Raw genomic sequence first — 21371 nt, 5'->3', positions numbered from 1 at the left:
TGCGGTTTCGATCCAGCCGTTCAAGTCTTGCGTTCAGGCCGGCGTTCCTTTTTAATGGAACTGGTTCCATTCGTCGTTTCGGTTGTGCCGTCGCGTGACGCTTCGTCGTGTGCGCGTCATCATGGCAATTCAGGATCGACGAACGCCAAGCCGAGGATTCCGCATCGCCCGTCCATCACGGACACCCAGTCAAGCGAGACCGTCATGCCCGATTCCGACTCCCTGCAGCAGCTGTTTCCCGCCCTCGAAGAGATTCCCGCCGACGTCCGGCTGAAGGCCCCGATCCACCAGCGCGTGTCGCTCGTGGACGGCGAACTGAAACCGTGGGACGGCGCGACCAAGACGGTGCTGTCGCCCGTTTGCGTGCGGCAGCCCGACGGCAGCGTCGAGCAGCTCGAGATCGGCAGCTACCCGGTGATGGGCGAGCCGGAAAGCGACGCGGCGCTCGATGCCGCGGTGCGCGCGTACGACGCCGGCCGTGGAGAATGGCCGACGATGAAGGTCGAGCAACGCATCGCGTGCATGCAGGATTTCATCCGGCGGATGGTCGCGCAACGCGAGCTGGTCGTGAACCTGATCATGTGGGAGATCGGCAAGAGCCTCGCGGATTCGCAGAAGGAGTTCGACCGCACCGTCACCTACATGCTGCAGACGATCGATGCGCTGAAGGAGCTCGACAACGCGAACTCGCGCTTCGTGATCGCCGAGGGCACGATCGGGCAGATCCGCCGCACGCCGCTCGGCGTCGTGCTGTGCATGGGGCCGTACAACTATCCGTTGAACGAAACATTTGCGACGCTGATTCCCGCGCTGCTGATGGGCAACACCGTCGTGTTCAAGCCGCCGCAATACGGCACGCTGCTGTTCGAACCGCTGCTCGAGGCGTTCCGCGACGCGTTCCCGAAGGGTGTGATCAACACGATCTACGCACCGGGCGCGGTGGTCGTGCCGCACATGCTCGCGTCGGGCAAGATCAACGTGCTCGCGCTGATCGGCTCGAGCAAGGTCGCCGATCACCTGAAGAAGCAGCATCCGAAGTCGCACCGGCTGCGCGCGATTCTCGGGCTCGACGCGAAGAATGCGGCGATCGTGCTGCCCGATGCGGATCTCGAGCTGACCGTAAAGGAGTGCCTGCTCGGCGCGCTGTCGTTCAACGGCCAGCGCTGCACCGCGCTGAAGATGCTGCTCGTGCACCGGTCGATCGTCGACGCGTTCCTGAAGCGCTTTACCGAGGAACTCGCGAAGATGAAGATCGGCATGCCGTGGGAGAAAGGCGTCGGCATCACGCCGCTGCCGGGCATGCATCGCACTGCGTACATGACCGATGCGATCGACGACGCGAAGGAGAAAGGCGCGCAGGTCGTGAACGAATCGGGCGGCGTGTTCAGCAAGACGCTGTTCTATCCGGCCGTCGTGTACCCGGTCACGGAAGGGATGAAGCTGTACCGCGAGGAACAGTTCGGGCCGATCATTCCGGTCGCGCCGTTCGACGACGTCGACACCGCGCTCGATTACGTGACGACGTCGGACCACGGGCAGCAGGTCAGCATCTTCGGTTCGGACCCGGCGCAGATCGGCGCGCTCGTCGATCCGCTCGTGAACCAGGTGTGCCGCGTCAATATCAACTGCCAGTGCCAGCGCGGGCCCGACGTGTTCCCGTTCGCGGGCCGCAAGGATTCGGCGGAAGGCACGCTGTCGGTCAGCGATGCGCTGCGCGCGTTCTCGATCCGCTCGATGGTCGCCGCGAAACAGACCGACAGCAGCAAGCAGCTGCTCGACGCGATCGTGTCGGATCACCATTCGAAGTTCGTGAACACCGGCTTCATCTTCTGATGCCGAAGGCGGGCGCGGCGGCGCCCGCCTGCCTCCTGCTTCCCGCCTTCCCCGCTCCGTGCGGTCATTCCCGTCTATCGTCTGCCGTCAGGCTGAATTAAGATGCCTGTCACCAGCCGCGCGGCCAGCCCGTCGCGTTCTGCTCGACAGGCTGGCTGCAACATACCTACAGCAAACAGCGAAACCGCGAACCACACGGCGCGGATCGGGACACGGGGAGCCTCGATGAAAACCGGCGAACACTGGCTGACAGCAGAGCGCGTCAAGGTGTATCCGCGCGTCGTGCTGTTGATGCTCGGGATCCTCTGCCTCACGTGGCTCTCGATGTCGAAGCATCTCGTCGACCCGCGAGGCAAACCGCTCGGCTACGATTTCATCGCGTTCTGGGCAGCCTCCCGCCTCGCGCTCGCGGGCCACGCGCTGGACGCGTACGACATCCGGCTGCTGGTCGAGTCTGCGAAGGTCGCCGTGCCGGGTACGAGCAGCGTGTTCGCGTGGTTCTACCCGCCCGCGTTCTATCTGGTCGTGCTGCCGCTCGCGCTGATGCCGTACCTGGTCGCCTACTGCGTGTTCATCGGCACGACGCTCGCCGCCTATGTGTTCGTGCTGCTGCGCGTGATCGGCCGGAATCGCGCCGCGCTCTGGTGCGTCGCGGCCTTTCCCGGCCTCTGGTCCAACCTGCTCCATGGCCAGAATGCGTTCCTCACCGCCGCGCTGGCCGGCGCCGCGCTGCTGTGCGTCGAGCGCCGCCCAATCATCGCGGGCGTGTTCGTCGGGCTGCTCGCGATCAAGCCCCACCTGGCCGTGCTGTTTCCCGTCGCGTTGCTGGCTGCGCGCGCGTGGCCAGCCATCGCGTCAGCGGCGGCAACCGCGATCGCCGTCACTGCCGCCGGCACCGTCGCGCTCGGTACCGGCACGCTGAAGGCGTTCCTCGACAGCGTCCAGCAAGCCCGCGGCTTCGTCGAAACGGGTGCGCTGCCGTGGGCCAAGATGCCGACCGTGTTCGCGCTCGCCCGGATGGCCGGCATGCCGGTCGCCGGCGCCTATGTCGTACACGCGATCGTCGCGCTCGGCGCCACGGGCGTCGTCTGGCACATCTGGCGGCGCTCCGCCGATCCGGCGCTGCGCGGTGCGTCGCTGATGACGGGCACGTTCCTGATCAGCCCGTACGTCTATGACTACGACCTCGCGTGGCTGGCGTTTCCGATCGCATGGCTGGCCTTTGCCGGTTTGCGGACCGGCTGGCTGCGTGGCGAGCGCGAGACGCTCGTGGCTGCGTGGGTGCTGCCGATGGTGATGGCGTCGATTGCCAACCTGCTGTCGATCCAGATCGCACCGCTGTTGCTGATTGCATTGCTCGGGTTCATCGCGCGCCGCGCGGCGGCCGATGCTCCGGCCGACCTGCAGGCACGCCGCGCGACGCGTGTGTCGTAACGACTTGCCTGCCAGTCGCGGCGACGCAGACGCCGACCGCGCATGCGAACGACATGTTCGCGATGGCGGCCACCACGATCGATGCGGACAGCGTCACCGGGTCCGTCACTTCACCTTGAACGCATAGTCGCCATGCGTGCGATGCCCGTCGGACGCGACGGCCACCCAATGCACGGTGTACCGGTCAGGCGGCAACGGCGGTAGCGCGACGCTGATCGACTTCTCGTTGTGCGGGTCGATCCGTGCCTTCGCGGTATTGACCTGCGTGCCCGCCGAATTGGTGACGGTCAGCGAGCTGAATGCGGGTTCGAGCGGCCCGTCGAAGACGATCGTCACGTTTGCCGGCGCCGCCACTTCCGCACCTGCCGGCGGCGATTGCTGTTGCGGGAACACATGTGCGAATGCTGACGACGCGGTCAGGATGCCCGTTACGATGGCCGCTGCGCACGAGCCGCGCCAAAGACGTCTGGATTGACGCATCGCTATTCTCCTTTGCCGAAAAGCGGTTTGCCGACCGTGTTGGGGAACACGTCGTCAAGGTACAGATGCGCCTGCAACAGCACGCCGATGCCGGTTCCGCTCGCGTGGTTGACTGGAATCTGCGCTTCGACGCCGAACTGGCCCCAGCGATTCACCCACATCACCCCGGGATTGATCGTCCCGGTTGTCTGGCCCGAACATGGACTGGCGGTGCAGGTGCTCATCGGAAACTCGACGACGGGAATCAGGTTGTTGAACGGCGCCTTGAGTCCCATGTCCTGCACGTGGCTCTGCAGATACGGCAGGCTGTATTGCACGGTGACGCCCCAACTCAGCGAATTCGGATCGGCGCTGTTCAACGTGATGCGCGGGCCGACGGTGCCCGTGATCGCCAGCGGTTTCAGGTATTTCAGGCTGTCGGGCAAGTCCCCGAATCCCTTGCCGAGGTAGAGCGTCGGCGTCACGGCCGAATGCGGATTGGCGATTGAATGCGCGCCCGTACCGCCGAGTTCCGCGAATGCGCCGACCGACGCCATGAACTCGTGCTTGTCATTCACGTAGAAGCGGTACTTGGCGCCGACTTGCCAGTTGTCGAAGCCGCGTGCCGAGCCGTCGTTCGGCGCGTTGAGGTTGACGTAGGTGCCCGTCACGGAAAGCTGGAAGCTCGGCGTGATCCGCTTGTCCCATTCGAGCGTGGTCGTGTTGGTGTTTTGCTTGTCGCCGTCCCCCGTGTCGGACTGGAGGTGACCGAAGTTGAGGTTGAGTTCGTCCCCGACGCCGGGGTCGTCGACCGCCATCGTGGCGGGAAAGACGCGATTGCCGGCGACCGCGTGGGCCGAGACGTCGAGTGAAACGAGGTACGGAGCGATCGCGCATAGCGCTGCCGCGCCCCGTTTTAGAGTGGTTCGCATGTTCATGTCCTTGTTCGGTTGTCGAAATGTCGCGGTGGTAGATGCACGGCGACACGGCGGCGTCGTGCACCGACGTCGCTCGAAAATCGTCAACGGGAATCAGGACGAGACAGGCGGAGCGCGCGGTTGAGCCGGCGTCAGGACCGTGTACGGGCGAAACGCGACGGCCGCGACCGGCATCGGGAACCTGGCGGGCGGCGGCGCCACGTGTGACGTCACGGGCACGCCAGGCAACACCGGCGAGTGGGCGATCAGTCCGCAGTACGGACACGCGTCGCAAAGCTGCGACGGATCGGATCCGTGATGGTGCGCGAAGTGCTGCGCGTGAGCGGGATGGGTGATGTCTGCCACATGATGCGCATGATGCATGTGCTCATGGACACCGCCATGCGCACCGTGCAGCGCCTGCGAAACGGTCGGCGCGACCATGCTCATCAGGATCGCGAACATCCCGAGAAAAGCCCCGATCGTCTGACGGCGGCGGCTGGGCATGGCAGGCCAACGCAACAAGAGGTCGATAGGAACAGTATGCGAAATATTCGCGGCGGGATGCTCGAATTTTCCGTTAGGTGGATACCCGCAAGGCGTCCGGCCGGCGAACGGCAGCGACTGTCAATGCACCGGGCGCACGCAGCACGTGGGGCTCGGCGCAGGAACGTTGACCGCTTCGGGCCGCGTCATCCATGCGATCCATCCGGCCCACAGTCCACAGGCGATCAGGCCGACGATGTTCAGGTGGGTCTTGTATCGAACGATCAGGTCAAGCAGTGAGGCTCGTTTTTTCATGTCGGTCTCCTTATTGAGGGTTGGCGGTTTGCTGGCCAGCAAACGAGCTGGTCAAGACGAAACGTTTCATCACGACTGTCCTCCTTGGAATCCGTCAGGCTGCCGAGCGAGCCGCACGCCCGAACAGCAGCCGATCGACCAGCCATACGGCAACGATCGTCATGCCCATCAGCGGAAACACGATCCCCAGCAGCACGAGGCCGGCAATCCAGCCGCGCATCGGCGGCGCGCCGCGCTCGCGCGACGGCGCGCCGAGCTTGCCGGCCGGGCGACGCTTCCACCACATCACGGTGCCCGTCACGGCCATCACGGCGAGCCCGAGCGACAGCGTCGCGCAGACGATCTGGTTCACGAGCCCGAAATACCGCCCCATATGCAGCGACGTGCCGTACGACACGGCTTTCGACACCGCGCCGTAGTCGTCGTAACGGATGTCCTTCAGCACCGCGCCGCTGTACTGATCGACGTAGATCGTCCGCTCCGCTTTCGGATCGTCCGGGAAATATGACGCGGTAAACACGCCGTCCGGGTCCGCCGGCAACGCGAGCGTATAGCCGCTCGTCACGCCGCGCGCCGCCACGATCGCAATCGCGCGGTCGAGCGTCAGCGGCGTCGGGGTCGGCGCCGCCATCGAGTGCGGCACCGGTACGTTGCCGACAGCCCAAGGCGTCTGCGGCAGCGGCAAGTCGTCCATCACCATCCCCGGCATCGAATCGGCCGACGCCGCGTGATGCGCGTCATGCTCGACCGGTGCGGCCGGTGTGGAGGCGAGCGCGGTCGCCTGCTCCGTACCGGGGCGCGACGAGCGCAACGGCAGGCCGCCCCACACCCCTTTCGGCGCGCCAAGGTTCACGGTCGCGGCGAGCTCCTTGAAGTGCGTTCCCCACGAGCCGGACCACGGCAGGCCGGTCACGATGAACGCGACCGCGCCGGCTGCAAGCCAGATCCCGACGCACGCGTGGATGCTCTTCCACAGCGGCCGGCCGCGCAACGACAGGTCGGGCCGCAGCGCGCCCGCGATGCGTGCCGTGCCGCGCGGCCACCACAGGGCGACACCGGTGCCGATCATCACGAACGTCCAGCATGCGGCGAGTTCCATCAGCAACTCGCCCGTCTTGCCGAGCAGCAGCTTGCGATGCAGCATCCGGTCCACCTGCATGAAGCGGCGCTCGACGCTCAGCGTGCCGAGCACGCGGCCGTCGTACGGATTCACGTAGACGCTCTGCCGGCTGCCGTCGCCGATCCGGAACACGTACTCCACGCTGCGGTCCGGCGCGCGCGCAACCTGCATCGCGACAGCCTTCGCGTCAGGCGGCATCGCGGCGCGCGCCTTCGCGAGCAACGTTTCCGCACCGAGCGGCCGCGTGTCGCGCGGCGCGACGATCAGCCGGTCGGGATACAGCAGCGGCTCGATCTGCGGTTGAAAGCAGTACAAAGTGCCCGTGATGGCAAGCATCACCAGGAACGGCATCACGAACAGGCCGGCATAGAAATGCCAGCGCCAGAGCGTCCGGTAACCGGCGCTCGCAGAACGGACAGGCGATACCGCCTGCCCAACGGTGGTCGACATGCTGTTACCTCGTCGTTGTCTTCGATCCAAAGGGGCGACCCGAACCGGGTCGGCCCTCGTCAAGACGCGCTGCGCCGTCCGGCGCACGCGGTGAATGGCGACCCGGGCTACGGGCGCGGTGGTCGTCCCCTGCCCGCGCGTGGCGGCGTGCGCGAGCAACGTGCGCAACGCGCGTGCCGCGATCGCTCGCACGACGCGAGCATTCGGCTGGGTTCATGATCCGGATTCGGTAGAACGGACGAACGCACCCGCGCATCAGCACGTGCGCGGGGCAAGGGCGACGGAACGGTCAGGCGAACAGGGGCGGGGCGCGTGAGGGCGGGAGATCGTCGAGCGCGGATCGCGCGACGGAACAACAGACTGGCGGAATCCGCAAACGCCGCGCGACCGCGGCGCGGAACAGCAGGAAGAACAGCACGAGCGGCGTCAGCGCAGCAAACAGTGCCGCGCTGAACGCACAGATTCCGGCGCCGTGATCGGAAGACATCGGCTTGCCGTCGTGGGGGGTGCCATGCGTGAGCGCATCGGCAAGCGCAAGCACATCGTTGGCCGGTGCCACGGATGAGCGCGACTCGAAGCCGGCCATCAGCGCGGTCACGCCAAGGACCAGCGGCCCATGGCCGGAGCACAGCACCACGGTGCCCGAATCCGGTGCGTCCGGATCGAGCATCACGGCTCCGGACATCAACGCGCGCGACAGCGAGACCACGAGGATCAGTCCCCACAACAGCTGCTTTGCGACGCCGCCCCGGAGCAGGAAGTGGCGAAGTGCGTTCATGGCGCGGGATTGTACAGCGTTCCTGCGCGAAGGCAGAACGGCAACCGGCATTGGTATTTGCTCGAACACTCGCCCAACACGGGTTGCGGCATACTCGTGCACGGCAGCCCGCCGCGGGCAGCCGCGATGGCGTGCGTCGGGCCCCGCAACACGGTTCACGCGATGCGGGCACGCCGCAGCCTCTTCGGACACGCCCGCCGATGCGGGTTCGCCACGCTGGAGAAATCACAATGAAATCGAATCTCAGCCGCCAGACGCTGCTTGCCGTTGCGCTCGCCGGTGTCGCGATGACTGCCGCCACCACGGCACAGGCCAGCGACACGGAGCGGTGTTTCGGCGTCGCCAAGGCGGGCCAGAACGACTGCGCGAGCAAGACCGGCGTGCACGGCTGCGCGGGTGATGCGAAGGTCGACAACGACAAGGGCGACTTCAAGAATGTACCGACGGGCACCTGCGTAAAAATGGGCGGCACGGTCGGCGCGTGATGCGCGACGCGTCGCGACGCGCTTGCCTTTTCATTCCGGGATCCGAATGATCGCCGTCGAGCCTGTTGCACGCGCGCCAATCGGCGTCGGAATCGGGCTGCGCCACGCACACTATGCGGATTTTCTCGACGCGCCGCCCGCAGTCGACTGGGTCGAGGTGCACAGCGAGAACTACTTCGGCGATGGCGGCTACGACCTGCACGTGCTCGCCAAGGTGCGGCAGGACCTGCCGGTCAGCCTGCACGGTGTCGGCCTCGGGCTCGGCTCCGCCGTGCCGCTCGATGCGGAGCACCTGCGCAATCTGAAGCGATTGGTCGAGCGCATCGAACCCGCGGTCGTCTCCGAACACCTGTGCTGGGGCGCAACCGCCGCCGGCCACCTGAACGACCTGCTGCCGATGCCGCTGACGGACGCGGCGCTCGATCTCGTCTGCGCACGCGTCGGCCAGTTGCAGGACGTGCTCGGACGGCCGATCCTGCTCGAGAACGTTTCCACCTGGCTTCGGTTCGACGCCGATTGCTACGGCGAAGCGGCTTTCCTCGCCGAAGTCGCGCGCCGCGCGGGATGCGGCGTGCTGCTCGACGTGAACAACCTGCACGTGAACCAGTGCAATCATCGCGAGGACGCGCTCGCGGCGATCGACGCGCTGCCGCCCGGCGTCGTCGGCGAGATCCATCTGGCCGGGCATCGTGTGACCGACGTGGCCGTCATCGACGATCATGGCTCGCGCGTCGCGCCGGCGGTCTGGCACGTCTACGACCATGCGCTGCGCCGCTTCGGTAACGTGCCGACGCTGATCGAATGGGATACCGCCATTCCGCCACTGAGCGTGCTGGTCGATGAAGCGCGGCTCGCGCGTGCTGCGCAGGTCAGGGTCGGCTCTCGCCAGCAGTCAGCGGCGGACACCGTCACGAGGTCATCCGACTGATGTCCACTTCGCTTGAGTCACTTCAGCACTGCTTCGCGAAGGCGCTCGACGAACGTCGGCACGACCCGTTGCTGATCGAGAACGTGAAACCAGCGCGACCTGTGTTCGGCGCGACTGATGCGCAGCGCTGCGAACACGTTGCGGACGAGCCGCAGCTGGCGGCCGCCGCTGCCGACGCTCCCGACGCGCTGCTACGCCAGCGGATCGCGCTGTACCGCGGCAACGTCCGCGCGCACTGGCGCGCCGCGCTCGCGAACGCATATCCGGTGTTGCTCGCACTGGGCGGCGACGCGTGGTTCGATGCGCTGTCGGTTGCATATGCGCGCGTGCATCCGTCGCGCAGCGGTGATCTCAATCGCTTCGGCGATGCGTTGCCGGCCTACGTCGGCGAGTACGAGCGAGACGCGCGCTTTCGATACTTCGCGGATGTCGCGCGCGTCGAATGGGCGCTGCACGAGGCCGCTTTCGCTGCCGACGTCATCCCTTTCACGCCGCAACAATGGCTCGGCCTCGCCGATGCGCACCTGCTCGACGCGCGGCTCGCCGTGCATCCCGCCTGCGCGGCTCTTGCGTCGGACTACGCGATTGCCGACATCTGGCTCGCGCATCAGCCGGACGGCACCTTCCCGACGCAGCTCGACGTCCGTGCGTGGGTGCTCGTCGTGCGTCCGCAGTGGCGGCCCACGGTGCTCGTTCACACCGAAGCCGCGCACACGGCGTTCGTCGCGCTTCAACGCGGCAGCACGTTGGCCGAAGCGCTCGATGCCGCCTTCGCGATCGATCCGCAATTCGATTTCGCGACGCAATGGCGCGCGTGGATAGCGGCATCGGCCATTACCGGTGCGGTCGCCGGCCTTGCTTCGCGACGCGGCTGACCGCCGTGGCCGGCCGAACCGCGCGCGCAAGGCCGTGAGGCGCGGCGAGGAGATGCACATGCTCGCGATGATGTCGGGACCGATGCACGGGATGCCTGCCGGCATGCGCTTCACGATCAATCGCGAAACCTACGATCCGCGCCGGGTGACGCTCACGAGCCGCGCAGGCGACGTCGAGGAATGGTCGGTCCGCAACGATTCCGACATGGATCATCCGTTCCATATCCATGGCACGCAGTTCCAGGTCGTGTCGCGATCGTTCCGCGGCATCCGGACCCTCGAGTCGCTGCGCGCATGGCGCGACATCGTCAACCTGCACAGCGGCGAGACGGTGACGCTGCTCACGCGGCAGACGATGCCCGGCGAGCGGATGTTCCATTGCCACATCCTCGAACACGGGGACCTCGGCATGATGGGGGTGCTCAAGGTCGTTTGACCGCGGAGCGCGGCGTCATCGCGACACGCGATCGCATCGGCTGGCGCATCCGGAAGCGCGCTCCGATCGAAGCCGGTATGACGGAACCGCTACCGGCCGCGAAGCAACGTGGTCAGGCAGTATTTTCCGTAGATCAGGCAATGGTCCGATCCGGCATCCGGCGTGCCATTCCTGGGCGCAGCGTCAGACACGGCATGCGGCGGATCGGCTCCCCGCGTGTGACAGACGAGGCTCAGGGCCGTCAGCGCTGCAACGAGCGCCAGCGGGCCAGCCAGGCCCGGGGCGAATGCCATCCTGTGACGGGGCGGCGAGCGATTCATGGCTGTGACTCCCGTTAGCGGCTTCCTGGCCGGTTCCCGGCTACTGGCTGGCTCCGGACGCGGCCGACGCCGGTGCCGCATCGTCAGCCGAAGCCGACTCGCCGGCTTCGGCCGAGGTGCCCGACGCCGCCGCACTGCCACCCGCCGCATTGCCGCTCGACACCGCAGCCGGTCTGGCGGCGGACGGCACATTGCCGGTGGTACTGCCGACGTCGTCATCGTCGACATGACTGCACGCTGCGAACGCAACGCATGCGGTAATGGCGGCGACGTAAAGGTATTGCTTCATGTTGCGGTCCTGTTGTTTGAATGTGAACTGCGTTGAAAAACGGATACCGCCTGCCTGCATCAGGGCACGATTCGCAGCGTGCGAACGAGTCCGGCGAGCATTGATGCCCAGACGAGCGACGTCAGCATGCAGGCCCACAGGATCAGCACGATGCGCTCGGCAATGGTCAGCGGTGCGTTGCGCAACGTGCGGCGAACGCGTGCGAGGCGAACGCGGGCGTGTCGCCCGCCAAGTCGCCTCGAGCGTGCCGAAACGGCTCGAATCCGGCTCAAGTTGCCCTCCTTGTCGGTCCGCGCGCGCCCGGGGTGTCGCGGGCGCGTGCGACGCATGCACACATGCCGCCGGCTCGTGCGAGCCGCGCGGCGTGAGACCTACTTCAGAAACGTCATCTGCACCACCTTCACGATGACCAGCACAACGGCCAGCAGCAGGTAGCCGCGCAGCACGCCCATCCAGACACGCTTTGCCAGCGTCAGGTTCGGCGGCGGCAGTTCGTCGAGCGGTGGCATCCGCCACGTCGCACGCGCGCCTTCCGGCCAGGCCCGGGCCGCCGCAACAGCTTCCACCGGCTCGCGGCGCAGCTTGCGGATCGCGACTGTCACCGCATAGCCGACGATGGCAAGCAGCGTGCCGCCGGCGAGCATGTCGAGTATCGTTTCCCCGCTCATGTCCGGATACAACACCGAGGCCGTCAGGATGATCGAGAGCATCACGAGCACCCAGATGACTGCACCGGTAAACGGGTTCAGCTTTTTCGAGTTGACCCACGGCCCCAGCACCGCCCGGTCGTTGCACAGCAGCAGCAGGAATACCGTCGCGCTCGGCAGCAGCACGCCGGCAAGCGTCTGCACGGCTTCGGTCAACAGCCCGAGCGGGCTGCCGGGTATCAGCACGATCGCGGCGGCGGCGGCCACGATGCCGAAATACACGAGGTAGAAACCCTTCGCGTCCGTCACGCTGCGATGCAGCGAATGGCGAATCCGGAACACGTCGCCGATCGCATACGCGGTCGAAAGCGACACAGCCGCCGCGCCGATGATGGCCGCGTCGAACAGCGCGATCGCGAACAGCACGGCCGACGTGTGGCCCGCGTATTTGTCCAGGCCGGCGATGATGCCGCCCGCGTCGGCAAAGTTGCCGAACTCGGGCTTGCCCGCGAACAGCTGCGCACAGAACGCGATCATCGCCACCGCGCCGATCAGCACGAACACGATGCCGATCCACAGGTCCGCCTTTTCGTACTTCATGAAGCGTGGCGTGATGCGCTTGTCGACCACGTAGCTCTGCTGGAAAAAGAGTTGCCACGGCGCGACCGTCGTGCCGACGATCCCGATGACGAGCAGCATCACGTCGGACAGCTTCGAATGCGCGGGCCAGTTCGGAATGAAGAAATCGCGCGTCATCTGGCTGACCGGCGGATGAATCGACACCAGCACGGGCACCAGCAGCAGGCTCAGCAGGCACAGGAACACCGCAAAGCGCTCGAATCGCCTGAAGTTGCCGGTGCTCACGGCCGCCATCGTGAGTGCGGCCGCGATGCACACGCCCGCGATCTTCGATACGCCGAAGAATTCGAGGACGAACGTGATGCCGATGAATTCGGTGACGATCGTCAGCGCGTTGAGGAGAAACAGGTCGATCACGCTGAATGCGCCCCAGAACTTGCCGAAGCGTTCGAAGATGAGACGCGCGTGGCCGACCCCAGTGACTGCGCCGAGCCTCAGCACCATTTCCTGGTTGACGAAGAGCACCGGCACCAGCAGCAGCATGGTCCAGAGCAACGTGGTGCCGTAGTTTTGCCCGGCCTGCGTATAGGTACCGAAGGCACCCGCGTCGTTGTCGCCGACCATCACGATGAGGCCGGGACCGAGGATCGCGAGCAACGTGCGCAAGCGCGCCCACCAGCTGGTGCGTGGCGCTACGTCATGGTGAGCGATCGTGCCGAGTGCGCCCTTGATGTCGCCGAGATGCGCGTCGTCGAGGACGGCACTGCGTTCGCGCACGGTATCGCGCGGCGAGATGTTGACAGGTGAGGACATTTTCTCTTTTCCCTGATAAGCGGTTAGCATAACGAACCTGCTTGCGTTCCGGCATGAGCGCGGACGCGACGCGTCGAGCGACAGCGTCGCTTGCCCATGCCGGAACGGAGCGCGGGCGATTACGAAACGAGGGCTTTGAGGCGGTGCCAGATAGCGGCGAACCGGTGGTGCGATTCGCCTGATTTAAGCGACAGCATCGCGTCGTAGTTGGAACGCGATTCGTCGATGTGCGGCAGTTTCGACAGCAGCAGGCCGAAATTCATGATGTCTCTCCGTGCGTCCGGCTTGACGCTTGATTGCGAAAAGCCGGCAGACACGAAGATCGGGCGCATTACGGGCGCGGCGACAGAGGTCTACTTGCTTTTCTCAGTGAATGACGAAGGCTGAGATGAGCGGCATATGGGATAACTGTCAGTGCCCGGCATTTCGGCTCCTTATCAATGGCTGGTACGCAGGACTGCTACGTACGTGTTTATCCGCGCGTCGGCACACACCCGAGAACGAATCGTTCGAGCGTGAACAAACGCGACCGCGAGTTGACGCTCGCGACGCTGGGCCATCCGGCACGCGTGCAGATGCACATGCCCGAACGGCGTCAGTCAACAAGGTGCACGGAAGGTATGAGTACGACGCGCACCGTCTGCCCGATGGCAGGACGGCGGCTGGAGAAAGGAAGCGCGGACGTCCTGCCAATCAGGCAGCGAAACTGCTCGAAGATCGACAACTGCAACTGTCCAAAGCATCAGCCCCTTTTGTCTCGATTTATAAATTCTAGGCGGCCCGTGAATACGAAGTCAACACGATTCGGTAGGCAAAATCAGAATTTCGATCGCTGCGCGCGGCCGCGGGTATTGATTCCATCTCACTCCGCCTGTTCGCGCCGCTCCATCGGTTCGCCGACGATGAATCCGCCGCCCTGGAAGCGTTGCGCCGGGTCGTCGTAGTCGGCGGTCGGCGCGGTGGCCGGGAATAGCCCCGCGAACTGCGCGGAGCTGTCCTTCGGGCGGAAGCCGAGAAAGCCGGCCTTCGTGTTGTCCCACCATTTCACGGGGTTGTCCGACACGCCGTAGGCGATCACGTGCCCGACCCGGTTCGTGAACAGCGCGCAGCGCACGAGCTCGATGAAGTCGCGATAGCTGAGATACGTGACGAGCATGCGCGGATTCTTCGGCGCGTCGAACGACGAGCCGATCCGCAGGCACACCGTCTCGATCCCGAAGCGGTCGTAGTAGTAGCGCGACAGCGCCTCGCCGAAACACTTCGTCACGCCGTACAGGCTGTCCGGACGCTGCGGCGAATCGGCATCGAGCACTTCCGTCACCGGATGAAAACCAATCGCGTGATTCGAACTCGCGAACACGATCCGCTTCACGCCGTGCTTGCGTGCCGCTTCATACAGGTTGTACGTGCCACGAATGTTCGCTTCGAGCAGGTCGTCGAACGGCGCGTCGACCGAGATGCCGCCGAGATGCACGATCGCATCGACACCGTCGACCAGCGCCATCATCGCCTGCCGGTCCGCGAGATCGACGACGCGGGTTTCCTCGTGCGCGGCCGCTTCGCCGACCGCCGCGATATCGCTGACGCGCACGACGTCCGCCCAGTCCGCGAGCGCGCCGCGCACCTGGCAGCCGAGATTGCCGGCCGCGCCCGTCAGCAGCAGGCGCCCGAAAGGCTTGCGCGCTCCTTCAGTAGATGACGCGTTCATTGAGTCTCCTTCGTTGAGTCTTGCCTGATGTTCTTGCCTGATTTTCCAGCTATAGTTGGAAAACGTTTTCCAACTATAGCTTCGACGCCGACCCAACGTCAATCGCACGCTGCATCGACGATCCCCGGTGTTTCCCTAGCCCGGCGCCGCGCCGCATGCCGGCCTTTTTCTGCCACAATCCGGGACTACCGGAAGAAAACGTTACCCTTCGCATGAAAAAAGTTTCCACGACGATACGCGACGTCGCCGCCGAAGCCGGCGTGTCGGTCGCGACGGTGTCGAAATACGTGAACGGCGCGCAGCGCTTCTCGCCGTCGGTCGAGGCGCGACTCAAGGCCGCGATCGACAAGCTCGGCTACCGGTCGAACCCGCTCGCGCGCTCGATGATCACGGGACGCACGCGCACAATCGGCCTCGTGATTCTCGACATCAGCAACCCACACTTCACGAACATCGTGAAAGGCGCGAACCGCATCGCGCTGCAGCACGACTACACGCTGCTGCTCGTCGACACCGAAGAGAACCAGGCCCGCGAGCGCACGCTGATCGAGGCGCTCGCGCCGCGCGTCGACGGGCTGATCGTCAGCTCCCGCCTGCCCGACGACGAGGTGCGGTGGATGCTCGATCTCCACAAGCCGCTCGTGCTGCTGCGGCACAGCCCCGACCTGCCGATTCCCGGCGTCGGCATCGACAGCCGGATGGCGACTTACATGCTCGCGCGCCACCTGCTGAATCTCGGCCACCGGCGCATCGCCTATCTCGGTTTCGGGCAGACGCGCATCAACGACGAACGCATCCAGGGCGCGCGCGACTGCCTCGCGGAAGCGGGGCTCACGCTCGACGTGCACGATGCGCATGCGCCCACCGCGGAAGCCGGCGAGCGCGCGTGCTCGCGCGTGATGCTCGGGCCGCAGCGCCCGCACGCGGTGATCTGCTACAACGACCTGATCGCGCTCGGCTTCATGAAGGAAGCGGCGTCGCTCGGCTTCCGGCTGCCGCAGGACGTGTCGGTCGCGGGCATCGACAACGTGCCGTACGGCAAATACGCGGCGCCCGCGCTGACCACCGTCGACATCCAGAGCGAGAAAATGGGCGAACTCGCGATGCAGAAGCTGATCGACGCGCTCGCGGGCCAGACCGACGCCAGCTATTCGTCGTTCGAGCCGCGGCTGATCGTGCGAGAGTCGACGGCCGCCAGCGCGTGAGCGTGGTGGCTCGCGCCGCGCGATTTCGCGATCACGCATCGAGCTTCGCCGGCTTCATGCGCGGCGTGAGCGCATGCATGACCGCCAGCGCGATCAGGTAGGCGAGCGCGCCGATCGCGAACAGCACCCAATAGTGGCCCGTGCGCTGCAGCACCTGCCCGATTACTTCGGAGAACAGCACACCGCCGATCGAGCCGGCCATCCCGCCGATGCCGACCACCGACGCGACCGCGCGGCGCGGAAACAGGTCCGACGCGGTCGTGAACAGGTTCGCCGACCAGCCCTGGTGCGCGGCGGCGGCAAGCCCGACGATCAGCACTGCGACCCACAGGTTCTGCACCTGTGACACGAACGCGATCGGCAGCACGCAGCACGCGCAGATCAGCATCGCGGTCTTGCGCGCGGCGTTCACACTCCAGCCGGAGCGCAGCATCGTCGACGAGATCCAGCCGCCGCCGATGCTGCCGACCGTCGTCAGCGCATAGATGCAGACGAGCGGCATGCCGATGTGCTGCATGTCCATCCCGCGCGATTCGTTGAGCCACTTCGGCAGCCAGAACAGGTAGAACCACCAGACCGGGTCGGTCAGGAACTTGCCGATCAGGAATGCCCACGTCTCGCGCTTGCGCAGCAGCATCCCCCAGCCCGGCGAGCCCGCGTTCGCGTTGCCGGCGTCGAGTGCTTCCACTTCGTCGCGCGGCTCGTCGAATTCCTGCGCGAGCGCCTGCGGGTCGGCAGGCTTGTAGAACACGAGCCACACGGCGAGCCAGACGAGGCCGATCGCGCCGATGATCACGAAGGCAGCGCGCCAGCCGTACGCGACCGCAATCGCCGGAATGATCGCCGGCGCGAACACCGCGCCGATGTTCGCGCCCGAGTTGAAGATGCCGGTTGCGAGTGCGCGCTCGCGGCGCGGGAACCACTCGGCGGTGGTCTTGATCGCCGCCGGGAAGTTGCCGCCCTCGCCGATGCCGAGCAGCGCACGCACGAATGCGAAGCCCATCACCGAGCCGACCAGCGCATGCAGCATCGCGGCGATGCTCCAGAACAACATCGCGAGCGCATACGACACGCGCGTGCCGAGCCAGTCCACCACGCGGCCGAAGCACAGCAGGCCGATCGCATAGAACGCGGAAAACGCCATCACGATGCGGCCGTACTGGATCTGGGTCCAGCCGATGTCGTGCTGGAGCATCGGCGCCAGCAGGCCGAGAATCTGCCGGTCCATGTAGTTGATCACGGTCGCGAGGAACAGCAGCCCACAAACGGCCCAGCGGTAGCGGCTCGCGGCGCGCGCGACGCCGACGACGGCAGATTGCATGTCAGTCTCCGTTGCGCGGCGTCGCTCGTCGCACCGCACGCTGTCTGTCGCCGGCGACGAGCGCCGGGGCGGGAGGCGTCGCGATGCGTCATGCCCGCCGCGCCACGTCCCGCCGATCGGTTTGGAAAACGTTTTTTAAAGAATAGGGGGATTCCAGACGTCTGACCAGTGCGGGATTTCGAGGAGTCATCTCTCTACTGGCAACGGAAAAGAGATGACCTGTCCAGATATCGGAGTTAATCGTTTTTTATCGTGCCGCGCGGGATCGCGGTGGTCGGGGCTCGTGTCCGGTTCCGGTCAGAGCCGGCTGTGGCGATGGTGTACAGTCGCCGCATGACAACACTCGGCCACCTGATTGCGAGCCCGCTGGGCGATATCGTGATGCGCATCGAAGACGATGTCCTGACCGGACTCTTCTTCGTCGGACAGAAGTACTTCCCGGCGATGAACGTCGCGACCGGCGAACGGCCGGCGTCGCCCGTTGCGCGCAACACGCAGGAGCAGATCGCGGAATATTTCGCTGGCGCACGCACGACATTCTCGGTGCCGCTGCATCTGCGCGGCAGCGATTTCCAGCGGCGCGTGTGGCACGAGCTGCTGACGATTCCGTTCAGCACGCTCGTGTCGTATGGCGAGCTGACGCTGCGCATCGGTCTGCCCGCGAGTGCCGCGCGCGCGGTCGGCGGAGCGGTCGGCCGCAATCCGGTGTCGATCATCGTGCCGTGTCATCGCATCGTCGGCGCGACGGGGAGTCTCACGGGCTATGCGGGCGGGATCGACAGGAAGCGCGCGTTGCTGGCGCTCGAAGGGGCCGACCGTGCCGGTGGCAGACATGATCGGGCTCAGCAGACGCTAGCGTTCTGACGCGCGGGTCGCGTCAGTACATGCGGATCGTCTGCATTCCTGATGTAACCCGGTGAACCCGCGCCCTCCTTTCAACACGCATGCCGGTGTACGATACGGGCCATTCGCGTGCGTGCAGCCGGCAATCAAGCGTTCTGACTGCCTGCCCGAACTCAACCGGCCATCGTCATCCGCCGTGTCGCCCGCTTCGCGAACGCGCCGGGCGTCACGATGAATTTCGCCTGAAAGAGCCCGATGAACGACGACGTCGAATCGTAGCCCAGTTGCGCGTCGCCGATGCTCATCCGTGCTTGCGCAGCGCATGCGCGACCGGCGCGTTCGCCTCGAACTTCGCGCGATGTGTCGAGAAGAACGTCCGCACGTTCCGCACGTTCGATGCGCCGGTGAACAGCCGTCGCGCGAACGCGTCGTACCCGGCGACGTCCGCGAGATCCGCAAGCACGACGAAGTCCGGCCCCGGCGACACGCGATAGCACTGCGTGACGGCCGGCTCGGCGCACACGTAAGCCTCGAACGCGTCGTAGTCTTCCGCCGTCTGGCGGTCGAGGCTGATCTCGATGATCGCGGTGACGGCCGAGCCGATCATCTGCTGATCGAGAATCGCAACCTGCCGGCGAATCACGCCCGCCTCCCGCAGCCGGCGCACCCGGCGCATGCAGGTCGGCGGCGATGACAGCGCGCGCTCCGCCAGTTCCAGGTTCGACACCGACGCATCCGCTTGCAGGATCGCGAGGATGCGCAGGTCGAGGTCGTCGAGGGTCACGCTCGCCAAGGTCACCTCCGGTCAGCCGTATGTGAAATTTAATTTCAGCATCATACGTGACCGCCGATCCATTTCAATATCGATTCATTATTGAAATTTAATTCCATCAAGCCGCCCCTACCATCGCTGTCACTGACCGAAACAGCACCTTCCAAGGAGCGCGCCATGTGTGGAATTGTCGGAGCCGTTGCCCAGCGGGACATCCTGCCGAATCTCGTCGACGGCCTGAAGCGGCTTGAATACCGCGGCTACGACTCGTGCGGCGTCGTCGTGTACCGCGACCGGGCGCTCGTGCGGGCGCGCGGCGTCGAGCGCGTCGCGAACCTGCACCGCGAGATCGCGGAGCGGGCGCTGTCGGGCTACACGGGGATCGCCCATACGCGCTGGGCGACGCACGGCGCACCCGTCACGCTCAACGCGCATCCGCATTTCTCGCCAGGCGACGAAAATGCGCGCATCGCGCTGTCGCACAACGGGATCATCGAGAACTGCGACGCGCTGCGCGCGGAACTCGAGGCGCATGGCTACGTGTTCGCGAGCCAGACCGACAGCGAGGCGATCGCGCACCTGATCGATCACCTGTACGACGGCGACCTGTTCGATGCGGTCCGGCTTGCGGTCGCCAGGCTGCGGGGCAGCTACGCGATCGCGGTGATGTGCCGCGACGAGCCGCACCGCATCGTCGGCGCGCGCGACGGCATGCCGCTCGTCGTCGGTGTCGGCGATGGCGAGCACTTCCTCGCGTCCGACGCGATCGCGCTGTCCGGCATCACCGACCGGATCGCGTACCTGGAGAACGGCGATGTCGCCGACATCCAGCTGCATCGCTACTGGATCGTCGACGCCGACGGCCGGCGCGTCGAGCGCACCGTGCAGCGGGTCGCCGCGCACAGCGGCGCAGCCGATCTCGGCTCGTATCGCTACTACATGCAGAAGGAGATCTTCGAGCAGCCGCAGGCGGTGGCCGATACGCTGCTCGACGTCACGTCGATCATGCCGGAGCTGTTCGGCGACGCGGCCTGGCGCGTATTCAACGACGTCGACTCGGTGCTGCTGCTCGCGTGCGGCGGCAGCTATCACGCGGCGCTCACCGCGAAGTACTGGATCGAGAGCATCGCACGGCTGCCGGCCAGCGTCGAGATCGCGAGCGAGTACCGCTATCGCGACAGCGTGCCGAATCCGCGCACGCTCGTCGTCGCGGTGTCGCAGAGCGGCGAGACTGCCGACGTGCTGGGCGCCGTGCATGTCGCCAGACAGCTCGGCATGCGGCACACGCTCGCGATCTGCAACGTCGCGACGAGTGCGCTGATGCGCGAATGCGCGCTGCAGTTCGTGACGCGCGCGGGCATCGAGATCGGTGTCGCGTCGACGAAGGCGTTCACCACGCAGCTGGTCGCGCTGTTCCTGCTGACGCTCGCGCTCGCGCAGGTGCGCGGGCGGCTTGGCGACGACGACGAGAAGCGCCATCTTCGCGCGCTGCGTCACTTGCCCGACGCGATGTCGAAGGTGCTTGCGCTCGAGCCGCAGATCATCGCGTGGTCGGAACTGCTCGCGCGCCGCGAGAACATGCTGTTCCTCGGGCGCGGGATGCACTACCCGATCGCGCTAGAAGGCGCGCTGAAGATGAAGGAGATTTCGTACATCCACGCGGAGGCGTATCCGGCCGGCGAACTGAAGCATGGGCCGCTCGCGCTCGTGAGCAACGAGATGCCCGTCATCGCGGTCGCGCCGAACGATGCGCTGCTGGAAAAGCTACGGTCGAACATGCACGAGGTCAGTGCGCGCAATGGCCAGTTGTTCGTGTTCGCCGATGTCGATTGCGGGCTGTCGCCGGGTGCGGGGATCGAGGTCATTCGGCTCAATGAGTATTACGGGCCGTTGTCGCCGATTTTGCATACGATCCCGATGCAATTGCTTGCGTATCATGCGGCGCTTGCGCGGGGGACGGATATCGACAAGCCGAGGAATCTGGCGAAGTCGGTGACGGTGGAGTAGTGGGTGGGGTGGGATTGTCGAAATTGGCAATATGGATTAGAAGTCGTTACACAACGGCGAAATCTCTGCGTAAGAAGTCGTTACGCGACTGCAAACACTTGATTTTACAACGTAAACGCTTCTAATCCGTCGACACCAAATCGCCTGTTTTCGAAGGGAAATTCCGAAAAAAGTGTCACGGAATGAATCCATCGAGCGGGCGGACCGGTGCTCTGGCCCCGTTTCCCCGCAGTTCCCGGTCTCTCTATCCGCATCACCGCGCCCGCCGCGCCAGTTTCCGCCTGGCGGCCACGCGCACTCACTTCAGCGCCGCCACCGCGTTCCGCAGGTAGTCACGCGCCGCGTCAACCT

The 21371-nt window shown here is 65.6% G+C and carries 21 protein-coding genes and 2 pseudogenes; 9 read left to right on the top strand and 14 right to left on the bottom strand.

Annotation, left to right across the window (positions count from 1 at the left end; all coding sequences use genetic code 11):
* Nucleotides 1-204 precede the first annotated feature (204 nt).
* Together G3N94_RS07760 and G3N94_RS07755 are read left to right on the top strand one after the other, a co-directional pair.
* Nucleotides 205-1833 carry an NADP-dependent glyceraldehyde-3-phosphate dehydrogenase gene (locus tag G3N94_RS07760; RefSeq protein ID WP_205791676.1) on the top strand — a complete coding sequence of 543 codons (1629 nt, stop codon included), beginning with the start codon at nt 205-207 and terminating at the stop codon, nt 1831-1833.
* 225 nt (nt 1834-2058) lie between these two features.
* Nucleotides 2059-3267, top strand: coding sequence for a glycosyltransferase family 87 protein (locus G3N94_RS07755; RefSeq protein ID WP_205791675.1), 1209 nt, complete (start codon nt 2059-2061; stop codon nt 3265-3267).
* A gap of 105 nt (nt 3268-3372) precedes the next feature.
* Here the strand turns inward: G3N94_RS07755 and G3N94_RS07750 are convergent, their stop codons facing one another.
* The 6 genes from G3N94_RS07750 to G3N94_RS07725 all read right to left on the bottom strand — a co-directional run bounded on the left by G3N94_RS07750 (nt 3373) and on the right by G3N94_RS07725 (nt 7792).
* Nucleotides 3373-3747 carry a copper resistance protein CopC gene (locus G3N94_RS07750; protein ID WP_205791674.1) on the bottom strand — a complete coding sequence of 125 codons (375 nt, stop codon included), beginning with the start codon at nt 3745-3747 and terminating at the stop codon, nt 3373-3375.
* Between the two features lie 2 nt (nt 3748-3749).
* Nucleotides 3750-4658, bottom strand: a complete 909-nt coding sequence (locus G3N94_RS07745) for a hypothetical protein (protein ID WP_241021671.1) — start codon at nt 4656-4658, stop codon at nt 3750-3752.
* A gap of 99 nt (nt 4659-4757) precedes the next feature.
* Nucleotides 4758-5150, bottom strand: coding sequence for a DUF2946 domain-containing protein (locus G3N94_RS07740; RefSeq protein WP_205791672.1), 393 nt, complete (start codon nt 5148-5150; stop codon nt 4758-4760).
* Between the two features lie 120 nt (nt 5151-5270).
* Nucleotides 5271-5444, bottom strand: coding sequence for a hypothetical protein (locus G3N94_RS07735; RefSeq protein WP_205791669.1), 174 nt, complete (start codon nt 5442-5444; stop codon nt 5271-5273).
* Between the two features lie 94 nt (nt 5445-5538).
* On the bottom strand, nt 5539-7014 hold the full coding sequence (locus G3N94_RS07730) for a PepSY domain-containing protein (RefSeq protein WP_205791667.1): 1476 nt from the start codon (nt 7012-7014) through the stop codon (nt 5539-5541).
* A gap of 289 nt (nt 7015-7303) precedes the next feature.
* Nucleotides 7304-7792, bottom strand: a complete 489-nt coding sequence (locus G3N94_RS07725; RefSeq protein WP_205791739.1) for a hypothetical protein — start codon at nt 7790-7792, stop codon at nt 7304-7306.
* Nucleotides 7793-8022: 230 nt separating this feature from the next.
* On the opposite strand from G3N94_RS07725, the gene G3N94_RS07720 reads away from it, so the two are divergent.
* From G3N94_RS07720 to G3N94_RS07705, 4 genes and pseudogenes are all read left to right on the top strand, one after another.
* Nucleotides 8023-8277: a DUF2282 domain-containing protein gene (locus tag G3N94_RS07720; RefSeq protein ID WP_205791665.1), complete on the top strand. Its 255-nt coding sequence runs from the start codon at nt 8023-8025 to the stop codon at nt 8275-8277.
* Nucleotides 8278-8323: 46 nt separating this feature from the next.
* Nucleotides 8324-9205, top strand: a complete 882-nt coding sequence (locus G3N94_RS07715; RefSeq protein ID WP_205791663.1) for a DUF692 domain-containing protein — start codon at nt 8324-8326, stop codon at nt 9203-9205.
* A complete protein-coding gene (locus G3N94_RS07710; RefSeq protein ID WP_205791661.1) occupies nt 9205-10080 on the top strand; it encodes a DNA-binding domain-containing protein in 876 nt (291 codons plus the stop codon). The genes G3N94_RS07715 and G3N94_RS07710 overlap by 1 nt, the downstream gene beginning before the upstream one ends.
* A gap of 43 nt (nt 10081-10123) precedes the next feature.
* Nucleotides 10124-10516, top strand: a pseudogene (locus tag G3N94_RS07705) (multicopper oxidase domain-containing protein); the annotation flags it as partial.
* A 360-nt stretch (nt 10517-10876) separates the two neighbouring features.
* Here G3N94_RS07705 and G3N94_RS07700 read toward each other — a convergent pair.
* From G3N94_RS07700 to G3N94_RS07685, 5 genes are all read right to left on the bottom strand, one after another.
* The gene (locus G3N94_RS07700; RefSeq protein ID WP_205791659.1) at nt 10877-11125 is read right to left on the bottom strand and encodes a hypothetical protein; all 249 of its coding nucleotides are present in this window, start codon (nt 11123-11125) and stop codon (nt 10877-10879) included.
* Nucleotides 11126-11184: 59 nt separating this feature from the next.
* On the bottom strand, nt 11185-11310 hold the full coding sequence (locus G3N94_RS42915; protein ID WP_277398519.1) for a hypothetical protein: 126 nt from the start codon (nt 11308-11310) through the stop codon (nt 11185-11187).
* Nucleotides 11311-11496: 186 nt separating this feature from the next.
* The gene (locus G3N94_RS07695; RefSeq protein WP_205791657.1) at nt 11497-13164 is read right to left on the bottom strand and encodes an NRAMP family divalent metal transporter; all 1668 of its coding nucleotides are present in this window, start codon (nt 13162-13164) and stop codon (nt 11497-11499) included.
* Nucleotides 13165-13283: 119 nt separating this feature from the next.
* Complete coding sequence (locus tag G3N94_RS07690; RefSeq protein ID WP_205791655.1) at nt 13284-13427, bottom strand: hypothetical protein; 144 nt, start codon at nt 13425-13427, stop codon at nt 13284-13286.
* Between the two features lie 599 nt (nt 13428-14026).
* Nucleotides 14027-14872 (bottom strand): NAD(P)-dependent oxidoreductase, encoded by an 846-nt coding sequence (locus G3N94_RS07685; RefSeq protein WP_205791653.1) that lies wholly within the window; start codon nt 14870-14872, stop codon nt 14027-14029.
* A 155-nt stretch (nt 14873-15027) separates the two neighbouring features.
* On the opposite strand from G3N94_RS07685, the gene G3N94_RS07680 reads away from it, so the two are divergent.
* Complete coding sequence (locus G3N94_RS07680; RefSeq protein ID WP_205791652.1) at nt 15028-16077, top strand: LacI family DNA-binding transcriptional regulator; 1050 nt, start codon at nt 15028-15030, stop codon at nt 16075-16077.
* A 31-nt stretch (nt 16078-16108) separates the two neighbouring features.
* Here the strand turns inward: G3N94_RS07680 and G3N94_RS07675 are convergent, their stop codons facing one another.
* Nucleotides 16109-17398, bottom strand: a complete 1290-nt coding sequence (locus tag G3N94_RS07675) for an MFS transporter (RefSeq protein WP_205791650.1) — start codon at nt 17396-17398, stop codon at nt 16109-16111.
* Nucleotides 17399-17731: 333 nt separating this feature from the next.
* On the opposite strand from G3N94_RS07675, the gene G3N94_RS07670 reads away from it, so the two are divergent.
* Complete coding sequence (locus G3N94_RS07670; protein WP_205791647.1) at nt 17732-18262, top strand: methylated-DNA--[protein]-cysteine S-methyltransferase; 531 nt, start codon at nt 17732-17734, stop codon at nt 18260-18262.
* Between the two features lie 152 nt (nt 18263-18414).
* Here the strand turns inward: G3N94_RS07670 and G3N94_RS07665 are convergent.
* A pseudogene (locus tag G3N94_RS07665) lies at nt 18415-18531 on the bottom strand (AraC family transcriptional regulator); the annotation flags it as partial.
* 11 nt (nt 18532-18542) lie between these two features.
* Nucleotides 18543-19034, bottom strand: coding sequence for an Lrp/AsnC family transcriptional regulator (locus G3N94_RS07660; protein ID WP_124599609.1), 492 nt, complete (start codon nt 19032-19034; stop codon nt 18543-18545).
* Nucleotides 19035-19190: 156 nt separating this feature from the next.
* Between G3N94_RS07660 and glmS the strand changes: the two genes are divergently transcribed.
* On the top strand, nt 19191-21020 hold the full coding sequence (glmS, locus tag G3N94_RS07655; RefSeq protein WP_205791645.1) for a glutamine--fructose-6-phosphate transaminase (isomerizing): 1830 nt from the start codon (nt 19191-19193) through the stop codon (nt 21018-21020).
* The last annotated feature ends 351 nt before the right edge of the window (nt 21021-21371 follow it).

Source organism: Burkholderia sp. Ac-20353 (assembly GCF_017104785.1).
Taxonomy (GTDB): domain Bacteria; phylum Pseudomonadota; class Gammaproteobacteria; order Burkholderiales; family Burkholderiaceae; genus Burkholderia.
Note: the sequence above shows the minus strand (reverse complement) of the source record. Positions and strands in the feature narration are given on the sequence as shown.

Coding starts and splice junctions, on each gene's coding strand:
- G3N94_RS07750 (WP_205791674.1), bottom strand. CDS start 3,747: ATGCGTCAATCCAGACGTCTTTGGCGCGGCTCGTGCGCAGCGGCCATC.
- G3N94_RS07740 (WP_205791672.1), bottom strand. CDS start 5,150: ATGCCCAGCCGCCGCCGTCAGACGATCGGGGCTTTTCTCGGGATGTTC.
- G3N94_RS07730 (WP_205791667.1), bottom strand. CDS start 7,014: ATGTCGACCACCGTTGGGCAGGCGGTATCGCCTGTCCGTTCTGCGAGC.
- G3N94_RS07745 (WP_241021671.1), bottom strand. CDS start 4,658: ATGCGAACCACTCTAAAACGGGGCGCGGCAGCGCTATGCGCGATCGCT.
- G3N94_RS07720 (WP_205791665.1), top strand. CDS start 8,023: ATGAAATCGAATCTCAGCCGCCAGACGCTGCTTGCCGTTGCGCTCGCC.
- G3N94_RS07715 (WP_205791663.1), top strand. CDS start 8,324: ATGATCGCCGTCGAGCCTGTTGCACGCGCGCCAATCGGCGTCGGAATC.
- G3N94_RS07685 (WP_205791653.1), bottom strand. CDS start 14,872: ATGAACGCGTCATCTACTGAAGGAGCGCGCAAGCCTTTCGGGCGCCTG.
- glmS (WP_205791645.1), top strand. CDS start 19,191: ATGTGTGGAATTGTCGGAGCCGTTGCCCAGCGGGACATCCTGCCGAAT.
- G3N94_RS07725 (WP_205791739.1), bottom strand. CDS start 7,792: ATGAACGCACTTCGCCACTTCCTGCTCCGGGGCGGCGTCGCAAAGCAG.
- G3N94_RS07670 (WP_205791647.1), top strand. CDS start 17,732: ATGACAACACTCGGCCACCTGATTGCGAGCCCGCTGGGCGATATCGTG.
- G3N94_RS07710 (WP_205791661.1), top strand. CDS start 9,205: ATGTCCACTTCGCTTGAGTCACTTCAGCACTGCTTCGCGAAGGCGCTC.
- G3N94_RS07695 (WP_205791657.1), bottom strand. CDS start 13,164: ATGTCCTCACCTGTCAACATCTCGCCGCGCGATACCGTGCGCGAACGC.
- G3N94_RS07690 (WP_205791655.1), bottom strand. CDS start 13,427: ATGAATTTCGGCCTGCTGCTGTCGAAACTGCCGCACATCGACGAATCG.
- G3N94_RS07755 (WP_205791675.1), top strand. CDS start 2,059: ATGAAAACCGGCGAACACTGGCTGACAGCAGAGCGCGTCAAGGTGTAT.
- G3N94_RS07700 (WP_205791659.1), bottom strand. CDS start 11,125: ATGAAGCAATACCTTTACGTCGCCGCCATTACCGCATGCGTTGCGTTC.
- G3N94_RS07760 (WP_205791676.1), top strand. CDS start 205: ATGCCCGATTCCGACTCCCTGCAGCAGCTGTTTCCCGCCCTCGAAGAG.
- G3N94_RS07735 (WP_205791669.1), bottom strand. CDS start 5,444: ATGAAAAAACGAGCCTCACTGCTTGACCTGATCGTTCGATACAAGACC.
- G3N94_RS07680 (WP_205791652.1), top strand. CDS start 15,028: ATGCCGGCCTTTTTCTGCCACAATCCGGGACTACCGGAAGAAAACGTT.
- G3N94_RS07675 (WP_205791650.1), bottom strand. CDS start 17,398: ATGCAATCTGCCGTCGTCGGCGTCGCGCGCGCCGCGAGCCGCTACCGC.